Origin of the sequence: Microbulbifer agarilyticus, from assembly GCF_019800665.1 — a bacterium.
GTDB lineage: Bacteria > Pseudomonadota > Gammaproteobacteria > Pseudomonadales > Cellvibrionaceae > Microbulbifer > Microbulbifer agarilyticus_C.
On record NZ_JAHVKO010000003.1, the window covers coordinates 835,135 to 850,236 of the forward strand.

Below are 15,102 nucleotides of genomic sequence, written 5' to 3' on the forward strand. Positions count from 1 at the left end.
ATGGATGCCCACAATCGCTGGTTTATCCTGTTTACCGTGGTGATTGCGCTGCTGCTAGCGGTGATGCCACTGCCCACCGACTGGCTTTGGTTCCGGCCTGCGTTCTGCGCTCTGGTGGTGATTTTCTGGACGACCCGCATGCCCCAGGAACTGGGGGTGGGCTTTGCCTGGATGGTGGGGTTCGCGGAAGACCTGGTGACCGGGGCCACCCTCGGGGCGCACGCCCTGTCTCTGGCGGTGCTCGCCTATTTCAGTCTGTTGACCTACCGCCGTACCCGCGCATTTAACCCGGGGCAGCAGCTGATGTGGGTGTTTGTGTTGGTGGGGATTAACCAGTTGCTGGGCAACTGGGTGCACAGCCTGGCGGGCAAGTCGGTGCCGGGGTTGACCTTCCTGTGGCCGGCGCTGACTACAGCGGTGTTGTGGCCGGTGGTCACCCCCTGGCTGCACCGCACCGCTTCCAGCCTGCGGGTCCGATAATGCCTCAGTTCCTGGCCTTGCCGCGAACAGTTATCCAAGCCCCGGAATAAAAACTCGAGCAAAATTTGCGTTAAGTAACCTTAAGGGGCGGTTATTTTTCGAGCGTGGCCGCTATAATCAGGCGTTCTGATATTTCGTCCAGCAAATACATAATCATAAGCGTTGCCCGTGCCACAGCCAGACACCCGACAAACCACCTCCGCGCCACGCCTGCTCCTTGCCTCGGGTTCCCCCCGGCGCGCCGAGCTGCTGTCGCAGATAGGGGTTCCGTTTTTCTCTGCTGCCACTTCGGTAGAAGAACGTCGTCGCCCTGATGAGTCCGGGCGGGAATATGTGCTGCGCCTTGCCCAGGAAAAGGCCCGCGCCGGGCTGGCGCAGGCGGAAGTAGAAGAGGGCGCCGCGGTCTGGTCTCTGGGCGCTGATACCCTGGGTATTGTGCAGGATGAGGTGCTGGAAAAACCGCGGGATTTCGCCGATTTTCGCCGCATGATGGCGCTTATGTCCGGCACCGAGCACGCGGTGCTCACCGCCATTTGCCTGACCGATGGGGATCAGTCGTTCAGTACTGTGGTCGAAACCCGGGTACGGTTTCGTGAATTGAGTGATCGCCTGATTGAAGACTACTGGAATACCGGCGAGCCTCGCGACAAAGCGGGTGGTTACGGCATTCAGGGCAAGGGTGCTCTGCTGGTGGCCTCCATCCACGGCAGTTACAGCAATGTGGTGGGATTGCCGCTGGAAACCCTGTCGGGTTTTCTGGAGCGCGCGGGCATCCCCTTCTGGCAGTTTGATCGGCGCGTCGATGCAGGGATGATCGAGGAGTAGCGGCCCGGTGAGTGAAGAATTATTGATCAATGTGGCGCCCATGGAGACCCGTGTGGCGCTGGTAGAAAACGGCGTGCTGCAGGAGGTTTACCTGGAGCGCACCGTTAGCCGCGGTATTGTCGGCAATATCTACAAGGGCAAGGTGGTGCGTGTGCTGCCGGGTATGCAGGCCGCGTTCGTCGATATCGGGCTGGAGCGCGCCGGGTTTATCCACGCCTCGGATATCGCGCCGCTGGATGACGAGGGTATGGAATCCCGCGAGGGTGAGGTGGCCGATATCCGCGCACTGGTGCGCGAGGGGCAGTCGCTGGTGGTGCAGGTGGTCAAGGACCCGATCTCCAGTAAAGGGGCGCGCCTCACCACGCACCTGTCGGTTTCCGCCCGTTACCTGGTGTATATGCCGCAGACCCGGCATATCGGTATCTCCAACCGCATCGAGGATGAGTCCGAGCGTGAGCGCCTGCGCACTCTGGTGGATCTGGCCTCCACCAAGCTGGCGGACGAGGGACTGAGCGGCGATGGCGGCTTTATCCTGCGCACCGTCGCCGAAGGGGTCAGCGAAGAAGAATTACTGCGCGACATTCCATTTTTGTACAGGCTCTGGAATGAGCTGGAGCAGCGTATCAAGGCTGAAAAAGAGCCATCGATCATCTACGAGGACCTGCCGCTGTTTATGCGAGCGTTGCGTGATCTGGCCCGCCCGCACACGGAAAAAATCCGAATTGACTCGCGGGAGGCCCACGCCCGCGCCGCCAAGTTCACTAGCAAGTACGCGCCGGAAGTTGCGCCGCGTATCGAGCACTACCCTGGCGAGCGCCCGCTGTTCGACCTGTATGGTGTGGAAGAGGAAATCCGCAAGGCGCTGGAGAACAAGGTGACGCTGAAGTCCGGGGGTTACCTGATCGTCGAGCAGACCGAAGCGATGAGCACCATTGACGTAAACACTGGCGCGTTTGTTGGGCATCGCAACCTCGAAGAGACCATCTTCAAGACCAATCTGGAAGCCGCCACCGCGATCGCCCGCCAGCTGCGCCTGCGCAATCTCGGTGGCATTATCATTATCGACTTTATCGATATGCAGGATACCGAGCACCAGCGCCAGGTGCTGCGCACGCTGGAGAAGGCGTTGGAGCGCGATCACGCGAAAAGCAGTATTACCGGGGTGTCTGAGCTCGGGCTGGTGGAGATGACCCGCAAGCGCACCCGCGAGTCCCTCGGTCAGATGCTGTGCGAGCCCTGCCCGGTATGTGCCGGCCGCGGTACGCTTAAGACCGCGGAAACCGTGTGCTACGAAATTTTCCGCGAGATCATTCGCGAAGCGCGCGCCTACGACAGCGACAAGATTATGGTGCTAGCCAGCCAGGTGGTCATTGACCTGCTGCTGGATGAGGAATCTGCCAACGTGGCAGATTTGGAAGAATTTATTGCCCGCCCGATTCAGTTTCAGGTGGAGCCTATTTATAACCAGGAGCAGTACGACATTGTACTGGTGTGATCGTCCGACCAAGACTGCGTGCGTGCGCCCGAGCATGGCCTCTCCTCTGGGAGAGTCTGCCTGATGCTGTGGTTGCGCTGGTTCGTCCGCAAGTTCTGGTTACTGGTGGTGGTCTTGGTGATCTCCCTGGCGATCCTGGTGCAGACCGGGCGTATCCTCTCACCTCAAGTAAGCAAGTACAGCCCGCAAATCAGCAGCTGGCTGTCGCAACAGCTGGGCGCGCCGGTGGCGCTCGAGCATATCTCGCTGCGCTGGCAGGCACTGGAAGTTGCCCTGCAGTTGGATGGCCTCAAGATTGGTGAAGAAGGCCAGGTCGCACTGCGCCGTGGCCTGTTCCACCTGGATCTGCTGGCAAGCCTGTGGAATCGCGAACTGATCTGGAAAAACCTCGAGGTTGACGGTTTCTCCGCGGCCCTGGAACAGCGGGCGGAGGGCGGCTGGCAGGTGCGTGGGTTCCCTCGTGCCAGCCAGCCGGCAACCCCAACTACCGATGGCGTGCGTCTGGGCGACCCGGCACGTATTTTCCAGCTCGGCCCCAAGGTACTGGTGCGCGACGCCAGTATTGCGCTCTCTCTTACCGATGGGCAGTCGGCGAATGTCAATCTGAAGGAAATCCAGCTTGAGAACAGTGGTAGCTTCCATCGTTTGGTGGCGCGGGCATTTGTTACCGGTGCAGTGCAGAGCCTGAACAGCGGTGAGGAGAGCCTGCGCCTGGTGCTGGAAGGGCGCGGAGACCCCCGTCGCAAAGAAGCGTTCACCCTGCGCGGCTACGCACAGTTGAATGAACTACTGGTAGACGCAGACCTGATCGGGCTGATGTACCAGTTGTCCCCCCTTCCCGAGAAACTCTACTGGCCCGGCCGCAAACTGGCTGGCGGGCGCCTGTGGCTTAGTTCGGATGCGGAATCCGGTTACAGCCTGCGCGGTAATTTGAGCCTCTCACAGGTTGCGGAGGACGCCGCGTCTGCCGGTGATGCCGACACCCGAAAAGTGCCCGTGGGTGCGCTGGGTACTTTGAACGCCCTGTCGAGCAATATTTCCGGCAACTGGCGCCCCGGCGAAAAATGGGAGCTCGTGCTGCAAGATCTGGGGCTCAACTGGCAGCAGCTGGAAGTGCCGGACGTGAACCTACAGGCAAGCGGCGACCAGCAGGGCAATCTCCAGTTGGCGCTGGATCAGATTGAACTGCAGGCCTGGCACCGAGTACTGCGCGTGCTGGAGCTGATTCCGTCGAAAGCTGACGAGTGGTTGCAGGCGCTGGAACCTACCGGTGAATTGCAAAATGTGCGCCTGTCCCGGGTGAATGGCGAAGTAACCATTTCCGCCAACTTGCACGATGTCGCCGCGGGCGCTCACCGCGGCGCGCCGGCGGTGACCGGCGTCAACGGCTTCCTGTCGCTGAACGGTCAGGGTGGTCGGGTTGAGCTCGATAGCCAGAGCGGCTTCAGCGCGCATTTTCCCATGCTGTATGAAGCGCCATTCAATTTTACCTCCGCCCGCGGCACCGTGGCCTGGGATGTGGATCGCGAGCACGACACCGTATCCGTATACTCGGGTCCTCTTTTGTTGGACGCTGCGGCGGTTGGCCAGCAGGCGCAGGTGCCCGCTGAAGGTGCTTTCCGCGGCCAGTTCCTGCTGCAGATTCCCATCGTTCCATTTACCCGTCCGTCCGACTTTACCCTGGCGCTCGGCTTGCGCAATGTCGCGGTAGCCGAGCAGCGTCACCTGGTGCCGACGGTTGTGAGTGCCGATCTGCGCAAGTGGCTGAATGACAGCATTGGTGTGGATAACACGGGGCGAATTCCCACCGCCGGGTTTATTTATCGGGGCTACAGCTATCGGCAAGGCGAGGATGCGGCATTGCTCGCGTTAGGCAAGAACAAGCAGCGGCAGACAGTGCAGCTGCAGGCCGACATTGCCGACAGCAGTTTGCGTTACGCCAGCGGTTGGCCCGTTGCAGAGCAAGTGAATGGCCACCTCGGGATCAATGATTCGGAAGTACTGGTGGTGGCTCCCACGGCGAAGCTGTGGCAGGTAGATGGTGAAAATGTCGCCGTGCGTATTTCACCCGCGCCGGGTGGCTCGCGCCTGGATGTCTCCGCGAACCTGAAAGGGCCCGCTGCAGATGGTTTGAAGTTGCTGCGTGAATCGCCCTTGCGCGACAAGCTGGGTGATGCCTTTGATCACTGGTCTCTGAATGGTGATATGCAGGGCACACTGAAGATAGCCCAGCCCATGGGCGGGGCCAAATTTGCACCGCTGCAGGATATCGACCTGACGCTTGCCGGGAGCGAGCTGAACCTGCAGAAATTGAACCTGCAGATCGACAAGCTGAACGGCAGGGTGCGTTACCACAGCGAGAAAGGTCTGGAGGGCTCCAGCTTTCGTGGCGCCTTGTGGGGACAGCCGTTACAGGCATCCATTCAGCACCTGGGTGCAGGTGACGAGCGCGATACGCAAGTGGTCGTGAATGGCAGTGCGAACACCGCTGCTATCGGCCGTTGGAGTGGGCGCCCGGAATTGCAGTGGATGGACGGCGACCTCGATTATCAGGCGCTGGTTACCATTCCGTCCAAGTCCAAGGAAAAGCCGTACGGCGCAATTCTGGAAATTTCATCCGATCTGCAACAGGTTGCAGTGGGCCTGCCGGCTCCGCTTGGAAAACCGGCCGGGGAAAAATCCCGTTTTGTTATGCGGGTGCCAATCGGGGATGAAGGCAACCTGTACCACCTCAGTTATGGTGAGCATTTGCAGGGGCAGCTGTGGCAGGTCGACGGTAAGCTGGAGCGCGCCGCCATCGCGCTGAATGCGCCCGCCACGCTGCCAGACTCCCCGGGTATTTCTGTGTTTGGTGATCTGGCGGTTGTGGATTTTGCGCCCTGGAAAGAGGCGCTGGAAATCTATACGGCAAGTCCCGCTGAGCCAACAACCGGGGATGATGCTTCGGCATTACCCATCGTCCTCGATCTCAGTACCGATCTGTTGCGAGTGTCTGAGGCGGTACAGATCGAAAACATCCACGCGCGCGGTCGCGGGTTGGGTGCCGACTGGCAACTGCAGTTTGACAGTGAAACCGCGGCTGGCGAATTGACCGGGCTTCTCAATTCCACCTCGCCGCTGAACCTGAAACTTGCACACCTCCGGCTGCCGGCACTGGCCAAGGCGCAAGCCCAGAGCAGCGACGATGAAGAGGAAACCCGTGAACTGACGGAAACGGCGGTACGCGAGGCGGTGCAGGACCGCTGGCAAGGGTTTGATTTCACCGCTTTGCCGCGGGTGGATTTCTCCACCGAAAACTTGTGGCTCGGAGAGGAAGATATGGGACCCTGGTCGTTCCGCTTGCGTCCTTCCGAGGAGCGTCTGGTGGTCAGTGAGATCCAGGGCGCAATGCGCGGTTTACGCATCGAGGGGCGTGGCGAAGGAGAAAATCGTCTGGGTGCTCAGCTGATGTGGATGCGCGACGCCGATGGCAGCGAGTCCACCCAGTTTATCGGTCGCCTGAGTGGCGATAACCTCGGTGACGTACTGCAGGCCTGGGGGCAGGAAGCGGCCATCGAGAGTCGCTCAGCAGTATTTGATACGGCGTTGCGCTGGAGCGGTTCGCCCGCCATGGTGCGCCCCAACGGTATGAATGGCGAAATCCGCATCGATATCCGCAACGGTCGCTTTCTGCGTGCCAGCGACAATGCCGGCACATCCCTGTTGCGGCTGCTTTCCCTGTTCAACTTCGATACCTGGGCGCGGCGTCTGCGCCTGGATTTCTCCGACCTGGTACAAAGTGGCCTGACCTTTGACCGGGTGCATGGCGAGGTGTATTTCGAAGGGGACGGCGAATTGCTGATCGCGGTACCCATTCAGGTGGAAGGCCCTACCAGTGAGTTGCAGATGGCGGGCCGTGTGAACCTGCAGCGCGAAGATCTGAACCTGACGCTGGTGGCGACCCTGCCCGTTGGTAACAACCTCGCTTTTGTTGCGGCGCTGGCAGGTGGCCTGCCCGCGGCAGCGGGGGTTTACCTGATCAGTAAGGTATTCAAGAAGCAGGTGGACCGTGTCGCCAGCGTCAGCTACCGCATTAACGGTGCCTGGTCTGAGCCAGAGGTGCGCTTTGACCGTCTATTTGACGATGGTGCTTCCGGCCTCGAACCGCAGCGCGCGGTGGCCAACTGAAACAATTTCCGCGTTTGATCCCAGCTTGAGAAATATCGTGCTATGAGGTGAAATTGCGTGCCGGTGGTTGCAAAAACCGAATAATTATTCGATATTGCTGTTTCTTGCGGCAAATCCAACAGTCGCAGGACTCGCAGCTAACCAAGCAACGTGTTCAGACTTGAGTAAGTAACAACAATAATCACGCTATCGAGGTTCTTCGCCAATGTCCGAGGTGGTTTCTTTGGCCGGTCTATCCGCTAATCGCTATACCCTGTTCAAGATTTTTAAGTACGTTGTGTACAGTTTGCTGGCGTACAACGTGTATGCGTTTTTCTTAGAAAACCACGCGGCCGCGGGTACCGTATTCGCCGATGGCATCAGCCTGGGCAAAATTATCGAGGCCTATAACGATTCCATCGATACCCTGGCATGGGTGGTGCTGCTGCTGGTATTCGAATTGGAAACCTGGGTGCTGTCCGACGAGAAACTGAAGGGCGCAACCAAGTGGGCGCTGAACGCGGTGTCCGCGTTCTGTTACGTGTTTATTGTTTACTCCTTCTACGGTTACTTCTCCGAGATGGTGACCGTGACCAATCTTCTCCCTGCGTCGGCGGCAGCCTGTGACCTGGCGGCGAACGGCGGCTGGTCCATGGTGCTGGAACAGGATGACTATGTGGCGCTGACGGCGGCCAATTGTGGTTCGCTGGCGGATGCGAGCCTGCTGCAGCTGGCGGATGCGCAGGTTGTGGGCTCTGCGGAAGTCTGGCGTGAGATTCAGTGGCTGGCTTGGGTAGATGTGATTAACTCCGGTGCCTGGCTGCTGGTGGTTGCGATTCTGACCTTTGATGTTTGGCTGCAGCTGCGTCACCAGCTGTCCGATTCCATCATGCGTTATTCCCAGGTCATCAAAGGCATTCTCTACTTCACCCTGTTGCTGTGCGCGATCTACTGGGGCGTAAATGGCAGCTTCCTGGATTTCTGGGATGCCTTCCTGTGGCTGGTAGCGTTCTTCTTCATCGAGATGAACCTGTTCGAATGGCAGGCTGAGACAAGTACTGAGGCAAGTGTTGAGGGAAGCGCTGAGTAACGGATAACTCGGGGGCGGGTGCTTTGTTCTGGTCCCGGTGGCGGTATCGCCACCGAGGCCAAATTCTGTGAGGCACGGACTAGGCGCCGCCCCTCAACCTAGTATCGGGCATCCGTGTTTTTGATGCCCTGAGCCTTTAAATCAAGCGGTGCGGCTGGTCACTTCCAGCAGGTGATAACCAAACTGGGTTTTCACCGGGCCGTGTACCTTGTTCAACTCATCGTTGAAAACCACCTTGTCGAATTCCGGCACCATCTGACCCTGACCGAATTCACCCAGGTCGCCGCCATTGCGGCCGGATGGGCACTTGGAATACTGCTGCGCAATTTTTCCGAAATCGGCGCCGTCTTCGATTTGCTTTTTCAGGTCCTGACACTGGGCTTCAGTTTCTACCAGAATGTGGCGTGCTGTTGCTCTTGGCACGGGTATCTCCCTATTTATTGGTGATGAAGTGTTTCTTGAGCGGCAAGCTTAGTGCTTAACGATCTCGGGCGCTACTCACCGACCGGACAGCGCAGCAAACGTATTGCACTTGTTCACATCACCGGTACTAAATCCCTGGTTGAACCAGTAGGCCCGTTGTTCTGCGCTGCCGTGGGTAAATGCGTCGGGAGATACGGCGCGGCCGGCGCGACGTTGCAGGTGGTCATCACCGACGGCCGCGGCCGCGCGCAACCCCTCTTCAACATCGCCGGGTTCCAGCATTTGCTTGTCGCGATTGGCGTAAAACGCCCAAACGCCGGCATAGCAGTCTGCCTGTAGCTCCAGCATTACCGACAGCCGGTTTGCGGTGACTTTATCCGCGCGCATGCGCGCCTGCTGTATCTGGGCGGACGTACCCTGGAGGTTTTGCACATGGTGGCCAACCTCGTGGGCAATCACATAGGCGAAGGCGAAATCCCCGGGAGCCCCCAGTTTTTTCAGCTCGTTGAGGAAGCTCAGGTCCAGGTACACCTTCTGGTCACCGGGGCAGTAGAAGGGGCCTACCGCCGCAGAGCTCAAGCCGCAGGCGGAGCGCACCGCGTCGGTATACAGCACCAGCTTGGGCGCCGTGTACTGGGAGCCCGCCTGCTGGAAAATACCGCCCCACACGTCTTCGGTGGACCCGAGTACCACCGCAACAAATTCCGCCAGTTCGTCGGTGGCGCCGGGGGTACCCGGTGCGGTCTGCGAATCCGGGCCGAGGCTAGGGGATTCGGTTGTCTGCATGCCGCTAAACAGGTTGCCGCCAAAGAAGTACAGGGCGGCGAGGGCGGCGAGAATCAGCCAGCCGGTTTTGCTGCGCAGCAGGAATGGGGCCAGCGCGAGCAGGTTGCCCATCCCTCCCAGGCCGCCGCCTCCTGGCGATTGTTCCCCGCGGCGGTCTTCAACATTCGAGCTTCTGCGACCCTGACGCCAACGCATGGTGATACCTCTTGATTCACGATCGTCGATGGGCAACCGCGTTGCTCATCTGCGATTTCACTTCGCATATAGTTCTGAGCATAGATCAGATGGCGCGATTTTTTGTTTGCGCGTCGGGAGATTATTCTTGTGCCATCCGCAGGAGTGGTATCGTTGTCCCATTCACGTTCAACCAGAGAGTCATCACTTTGTCCCTTATTCCGCTCTTTCCCCTCAACATGGCCCTGTTCCCCGGGGTGACGCTGCCGTTACGTATCTTCGAGCAGCGCTATCTGCGGTTGGTGACCGAATCCCTGAAGTCCGACACCGGCTTTGGGGTGGTGTTGATTCGTAGCGGCAAAGAGGTGGGTCCTTCGGAGGTGTGGCCGCTGGGGCTCTATGTCCGTGTGGTGGATTGGAGTCAGGGTGAAGAGGGGCTGCTGCATATTGACGTGGCCGGCGAGTCCCGCTTTCGCGTGCTGGAAACCCATCGCGAGGAGGACGGCCTACTGATGGCGGAAGTGGAGTGGTTGCCAGATGAAGAGTCCCACCCGGTGCCGGAGAGCTGTGACGGCCTGCTTGCGGTACTGAATGAGCTGAAGCAACACGCGGCAAGCCTGGCATTGAAATTTGCGCCGGTTGAGTCCGCGGAGGCCTTATCCTGGCAGCTGGCACAACTGCTGCCGCTGGAGGACGCGGCGCGAGTGGAACTGCTGGCAAGCCACGATCCGTTGGAGCGGCTGGCAAGTATCGCCGCCAACCTGGATCGTTGGGCTAAGGAGTAGCGGCAAAGGCGTCGGGCGTGTAGATCTCATTGTCAGGTCGCAATCGCTATGCGCTGGGAAAACAGAACAATAAAAGCTGATAGAACACTATGGAAAACCTTGTCCTGCTCGGCGTCCTGCTGGTCGTCACCATCATTGTCGGCGCATTCATGGGGATATTTGCCTTCGCCGAGGTAAAACAGCTGCGCAGAGAGGTGCGCAACTTAACTGTGCGGTTGGACGAAGTAACCGGAGCGCAACATAAAGCCCCAAGCCAAAAACCCAGTGCTGCCAGCGACATCGAGGTGCGCTCCACCGCTGCGCAGTTCCCACCAGAAATCGATACGCTCGAACTGAATCTTGATGTGGATCCGCCTGCGCAGGCAACGCAGCGGAAACCCCGTAGCCAGCGCTGGGCCAGGCAACCCGAGAAGCGTTCGCCCGCAGGGCCCACCTCAGGCGGTCGTTTCTTCGCGAATTTGCAGAAGAACTGGATGGTGTGGCTCGGCGGTGCCTGTGTGGCGCTATCCGGAGTATTTCTTGCCCGCTACGGTATCGAGCAGGGAATGCTCGGGCCCAAGGTCAGGGTGGTAATGGGACTGGTAACGGCGCTTGCGCTGTATATTGCGGCGGAAGTGTTGCGCCGTAAAACCGGAGGTACCCACCCGACCTTTGCCGCCCTCGCCGGCGGTGGTGCCATAACCGCATTTGCGGCCGTTCTTTCCGCGGTGCACCTGTATCACTTTATCGAGCCCGGCATGGCGTTTGGTGCCCTGGCGCTGGTGGCGCTGGTGACCATGTGGCTCGCGCGCTTGCACGGCCCGGTACTGGCCGCGATCGGCATGCTCGGTGCTTATTCGGTGCCGATTCTGGTCTCCAGCGATTCCGGCAACGTGCTTGGGGCGATGGTGTACGCGCTTATCATCTCCGCATCGGTATTGCTGCTGCTGCGCCACGTCTATCGCAGTTGGCTCTGGCTTGGGTTGTTGGCCGGCGCACTGTTGTGGTGGCTGGTTTCCCTGGCTGGACATCAGGCCGATGGTTGGCGCGGCCCCTACTTGGCGGTAGTCGCTTACCTGATTTTGGCCGTTATCCCCCGGGACTGGTTACTGCGTTTGCGTATTCCGGATGAGAGTAAGCAGGGCGCACTGGTACTTCCCAGTCTGCTGTTACTGGTTGCCGCGCAGTGCATATCCATTCTGCGTGAAGGTTTTCTGTCTTCGGCAATTTGGGCCTGGAGTCCGCTCGCTATTGTGACCTTGCTGGCCGCACGCCAGACCCCGCGCCTGGCACCGGTGCCATGGGTGCTATTTCTCGGGCAGGTGGCGGCGTGGTTCGCCAACCAGGTTGGCGGTGAGCCCTTGCGCCTGTCGCCATTGGCTCCCGATCTACACAGCCCATTTTTGACCTACCTGCTGGTGAACACGCTGCTGTTTAGTGGCTTTGCCGTTTTCAACTATTTCGCGGTGGGCAGTGGCGAGAGTAAAGAGCGTACGGTCACCGCGGCCTGGTGGGCGTCGCTGGCGGTGATGGCGCCACTGTTGTCATTGTTGTTGGGGTATTCCCTTGCCGCGGACTTCCTGCCGCGGTACCTGTGGTGTCTGTATGCGGCGATATTCGGCGCCATCTTTATGTTCCTCGGCAGTCGTGGCGTAGGTAAACATTGGTCGCGGGGCATGGTGGTGTGGTTGTTTATCGCCGCCCACTTCGCCTACAGCCTGGCGGTGTGCCTGTGGCTGAAACAGGCGAGCCTTACCCTGGCGCTCGCGCTGCAGGCGATATCTCTGGCGTGGGTGATTCGTCGCTTTGATATGCCTGCGCTCGGCTGGTTGTTGAAGGCCGTATTGCTGGTAGTGGTAGCGCGACTGACCTTAAACCCATGGCTACTCAGTTATGAAAACGTCGCTCACTGGTCGCTGTGGACCTATGGCGGTGCGACCTTGTGTGCCTGGATCGCGGCGCGCTTGCTTTCCTCTTCTCAGCCGGCGGATTCGGCGCAGGCGGGCTTGGCACGCTGGGCGGAAGCAGCCGCTCTGCACCTCCTGGTGCTTACCCTGTGGGCCGAGTGCCGTTACTGGCTCTACAGTGGGAATGCGCTCGCTGCCGAGTTTAGTTTTACCGAGGCCGTGATCGATATGTGGCTGTTTACCTGCCTGGGCCTTGTCTATTACCGCAAGAGTTTGCTCAGCGGCCGCTTTGGCCGCTGGTACGACGGCTATGGTCGCGTACTGATGCTGGCCGGGCTGGCCTGTTACGTCGGGATTCTGCTGGCGACCGCATTGAGCTCGCCCTGGGTGTGGCGCGGCATTGGCGAGCGCCCGCTGCTCAATATGCTGATACCGGCGTTTGCCGGGCCCGTGTTACTGGCAGTACTGGCCAGTCGCTACTACCTGCCCAGTGTGCGCCGGTTCGCCGGGCTGTTGGCGGCACTGGCGGCGTTTGTGTGGGTTTCACTTGAGGTGCGACACCTGTGGCAAGGCAGTATCCGCCTCGATGTCTCGGCAAGCACCGGCGAGCTCTATACCTATTCGGCGGTGTGGCTGGCACTGGCGGTAACCGCGATCCTGCTCGCGAGTTGGCGTGGCTGGCGCAGCTGTTATCAGGGCGGAATGGCGCTACTGGCACTGGTAATCGTCAAGCTGTTTTTGGTGGATATGTCGGGCCTTGAGGGGCTGCTGCGGGTGGCCTCGTTTATGGGAATGGGGCTCGCACTGCTGGGGATCGCCTATCTCCACCAGAAATTGGGGGTGAAACCGCAGGATTCCGCTTAACTCGAGCCGATCCAGGCCAAGACAGGCCATTTTTTGGCCGCGCTTGCGGTATACTGCGCGGCCTTTTTCCGGCGGCTTTTTTCCGACAGCTTTCTTTTTTGGCGGGAATGGCGAGTCGCGTCGCCGGTTACAGGACAAAATGACGCGGGGCTGGTAATGGTCCCGGACCGATAGCGTGTAATGCATGGAGATTAGCAGTGAACAGTGTCAGTGCCACCGAGCAGCAGGGCAGTCAACAAAGTACTGAGCAGAAGATGCAGGCCATGGGCCGCGCCGCGCGCGCAGCAGCCCGTCTGATGGCTCGCGCCGACACTGGAGTTAAGAACGCTGCACTCAAGGCCATCGCCGCGGAACTGGATAGCCAGCGACCGCAACTGGCGGCGGCCAACGCCCAGGACATGCAGAACGGCCGCGATAACGGCCTGGACGCGGCCCTGTTGGACCGCCTGGAACTGAACGACGCGCGCATCGACGCGATGATCGAAGGGCTGCTGCAAATCGCAGAACTGCCCGACCCGGTGGGTGAGGTCAGCGACCTCAAGTACCGTCCCAGTGGCATTCAGCTTGGCAAAATGCGCGTGCCGCTCGGGGTGGTTGGGATTATTTACGAATCCCGCCCGAACGTGACCATCGATGCCGCCAGCCTGTGCCTGAAGTCGGGTAACGCCACTATCTTGCGCGGTGGCAGCGAAGCGCTGCACTCCAACGGCGCTATTGCCGTGTGTATTACCGCTGGTCTCAAGCAGGTGGGTTTGCCGGAAGCGGCGGTGCAGGTGGTGGGCACCACCGATCGCGCTGCGGTGGGCGCACTGATTTCGATGCCGGAGTATGTGGACGTGATCGTACCGCGCGGTGGCAAGGGGCTGATTGAACGCATCAGCCGCGAGGCCCGGGTTCCGGTGATCAAGCATCTCGATGGTATCTGCCACGTGTACCTGGATGACCGGGCGGATACCGAGAAGGCATTTAATATTGCGCTAAATGCCAAGACCCATCGCTACGGCGTATGCAATGCGATGGAGACCCTGTTGGTGGCTGAGGCGGTGGCGGCAGAGTTCCTGCCGCGTCTGGCCGCGGCTTACGGTGAAAAAGGTGTTGAGCTGCGCGGCTGCGAAAAAACACGTTCGATTCTGCCGCAGGCATTGCCCGCCACTGAGGAAGACTGGGGTACGGAATATTTGGCCCCGATACTGTCAATTCGTGTGGTGGCGGATATGGACGCGGCGATGGAACACATTGCGCAGTACAGCTCCGGCCACACCGAAGCGATCGTTACCGAGGACTACACCCGCGCCCGCCGGTTTATGGCGGAGGTGGATTCCAGTTCCGTGATCGTCAATGCGTCCACGCGTTTTGCCGACGGTTTCGAGTACGGTCTGGGTGCGGAAATCGGTATCAGCACCGATAAAATCCATGCCCGCGGCCCGGTGGGCCTGGAAGGCCTGACCTCGCAAAAATGGATTGTGTTCGGGGACGGGCAAATTCGTCAATGAGTTCGCACTCGTCAAAAACCCTGGCGCTGTTCGGCGGGACCTTTGACCCGATTCACTTCGGCCATCTGCGTATGGCACTGGAGCTGAAGCAGTCGCTGGGTTTTGACGAAATGCGCCTGCTGCCGTCGCACCAGCCCGCACACCGCGCGGCGCCCGGTGTTACGGCAGAAAAGCGTCGGGATATGCTGGCATTAGCTCTGGAAGATTGTCCGGAGCTGGTGCTGGACATACGCGAGCTGCTGCGTGCCGGCCCCACGTATACCGTGGATACGCTGGAAGAGTTGCGCGGTGAGTTGGGCACTGAGCTGTCGATCTCCTTCTGCATGGGGATGGATTCCCTGCTGGGGCTGCCCAGCTGGCACCGCTGGCAGCGATTGCTGGAGCTGGCCCACCTGGTGGTGGTGGCGCGGCCAGGTTGGGAGATACCGGCAAGCGGGCAGGTCGCGGACCTGCTGGCGGCCCAGCACGGTGAGCTGGCGGACATTCAACAGCAACCGGCCGGCAAAATTCTGGTGCAGGAGCGGCGTTTACTGCCTATTTCTGCCACCGATATTCGCAACCAAATACACAGTGGTCGCTCCCCGCAGTTTTTACTGCCGGAGCGGGTGCTGGACTACATTCAATCTCAAGGGCTCTATCAACAAGAGCGTTAAAA

11 protein-coding genes are annotated in these 15,102 nt (G+C 59.8%); 9 read left to right on the top strand and 2 right to left on the bottom strand.

The genetic code is table 11. The features are described from left to right. The 5 genes from mreD (at position 1) to KUV22_RS09175 (ending at position 8,036) form a co-directional block, all read left to right on the top strand. Positions 1 to 480 carry a rod shape-determining protein MreD gene (gene mreD, locus KUV22_RS09155; RefSeq protein WP_222230317.1) on the top strand — a complete coding sequence of 160 codons (480 nt, stop codon included), beginning with the start codon at positions 1 to 3 and terminating at the stop codon, positions 478 to 480. A gap of 168 nt (positions 481 to 648) precedes the next feature. Further along, the gene (locus tag KUV22_RS09160; protein WP_222230319.1) at positions 649 to 1,305 is read left to right on the top strand and encodes a Maf family protein; all 657 of its coding nucleotides are present in this window, start codon (positions 649 to 651) and stop codon (positions 1,303 to 1,305) included. A gap of 7 nt (positions 1,306 to 1,312) precedes the next feature. Beyond that, positions 1,313 to 2,800 (top strand): ribonuclease G, encoded by a 1,488-nt coding sequence (gene rng, locus KUV22_RS09165; protein WP_222230321.1) that lies wholly within the window; start codon positions 1,313 to 1,315, stop codon positions 2,798 to 2,800. Positions 2,801 to 2,863: 63 nt separating this feature from the next. Beyond that, positions 2,864 to 6,967 carry a YhdP family phospholipid transporter gene (locus KUV22_RS09170; RefSeq protein WP_222230323.1) on the top strand — a complete coding sequence of 1,368 codons (4,104 nt, stop codon included), beginning with the start codon at positions 2,864 to 2,866 and terminating at the stop codon, positions 6,965 to 6,967. A gap of 205 nt (positions 6,968 to 7,172) precedes the next feature. Continuing rightward, the gene (locus KUV22_RS09175) at positions 7,173 to 8,036 is read left to right on the top strand and encodes a hypothetical protein (protein ID WP_222230325.1); all 864 of its coding nucleotides are present in this window, start codon (positions 7,173 to 7,175) and stop codon (positions 8,034 to 8,036) included. Between the two features lie 141 nt (positions 8,037 to 8,177). On the opposite strand, the gene KUV22_RS09180 is transcribed toward KUV22_RS09175, so the two are convergent. After that, on the bottom strand, positions 8,178 to 8,459 hold the full coding sequence (locus KUV22_RS09180; RefSeq protein ID WP_222230327.1) for a peptidylprolyl isomerase: 282 nt from the start codon (positions 8,457 to 8,459) through the stop codon (positions 8,178 to 8,180). A 75-nt stretch (positions 8,460 to 8,534) separates the two neighbouring features. After that, positions 8,535 to 9,440, bottom strand: coding sequence for a KPN_02809 family neutral zinc metallopeptidase (gene ypfJ / locus KUV22_RS09185; protein WP_222230329.1), 906 nt, complete (start codon positions 9,438 to 9,440; stop codon positions 8,535 to 8,537). Positions 9,441 to 9,628: 188 nt separating this feature from the next. Here ypfJ and KUV22_RS09190 point away from each other — a divergent pair, with 188 nt between their 5' ends. The 4 genes from KUV22_RS09190 to nadD all read left to right on the top strand — a co-directional run bounded on the left by KUV22_RS09190 (position 9,629) and on the right by nadD (position 15,100). Further along, on the top strand, positions 9,629 to 10,204 hold the full coding sequence (locus tag KUV22_RS09190) for an LON peptidase substrate-binding domain-containing protein (protein ID WP_222230331.1): 576 nt from the start codon (positions 9,629 to 9,631) through the stop codon (positions 10,202 to 10,204). 89 nt (positions 10,205 to 10,293) lie between these two features. Beyond that, positions 10,294 to 12,954 (top strand): DUF2339 domain-containing protein, encoded by a 2,661-nt coding sequence (locus KUV22_RS09195; RefSeq protein ID WP_222230333.1) that lies wholly within the window; start codon positions 10,294 to 10,296, stop codon positions 12,952 to 12,954. 197 nt (positions 12,955 to 13,151) lie between these two features. Then, positions 13,152 to 14,447 (top strand): glutamate-5-semialdehyde dehydrogenase, encoded by a 1,296-nt coding sequence (locus tag KUV22_RS09200; protein WP_222230335.1) that lies wholly within the window; start codon positions 13,152 to 13,154, stop codon positions 14,445 to 14,447. Beyond that, positions 14,444 to 15,100, top strand: coding sequence for a nicotinate-nucleotide adenylyltransferase (gene nadD / locus KUV22_RS09205; RefSeq protein WP_222230337.1), 657 nt, complete (start codon positions 14,444 to 14,446; stop codon positions 15,098 to 15,100). Before KUV22_RS09200 ends, nadD begins: the two co-directional genes overlap by 4 nt. Positions 15,101 to 15,102 lie beyond the last annotated feature (2 nt).

Bases quoted from the DNA above. Each gene is read 5' to 3' on its own strand.
- mreD (WP_222230317.1), top strand. From the start codon at position 1: ATGGATGCCCACAATCGCTGGTTTATCCTGTTTACCGTGGTGATTGCG.
- KUV22_RS09170 (WP_222230323.1), top strand. From the start codon at position 2,864: ATGCTGTGGTTGCGCTGGTTCGTCCGCAAGTTCTGGTTACTGGTGGTG.
- KUV22_RS09175 (WP_222230325.1), top strand. From the start codon at position 7,173: ATGTCCGAGGTGGTTTCTTTGGCCGGTCTATCCGCTAATCGCTATACC.
- ypfJ (WP_222230329.1), bottom strand. From the start codon at position 9,440: ATGCGTTGGCGTCAGGGTCGCAGAAGCTCGAATGTTGAAGACCGCCGC.
- KUV22_RS09195 (WP_222230333.1), top strand. From the start codon at position 10,294: ATGGAAAACCTTGTCCTGCTCGGCGTCCTGCTGGTCGTCACCATCATT.
- nadD (WP_222230337.1), top strand. From the start codon at position 14,444: ATGAGTTCGCACTCGTCAAAAACCCTGGCGCTGTTCGGCGGGACCTTT.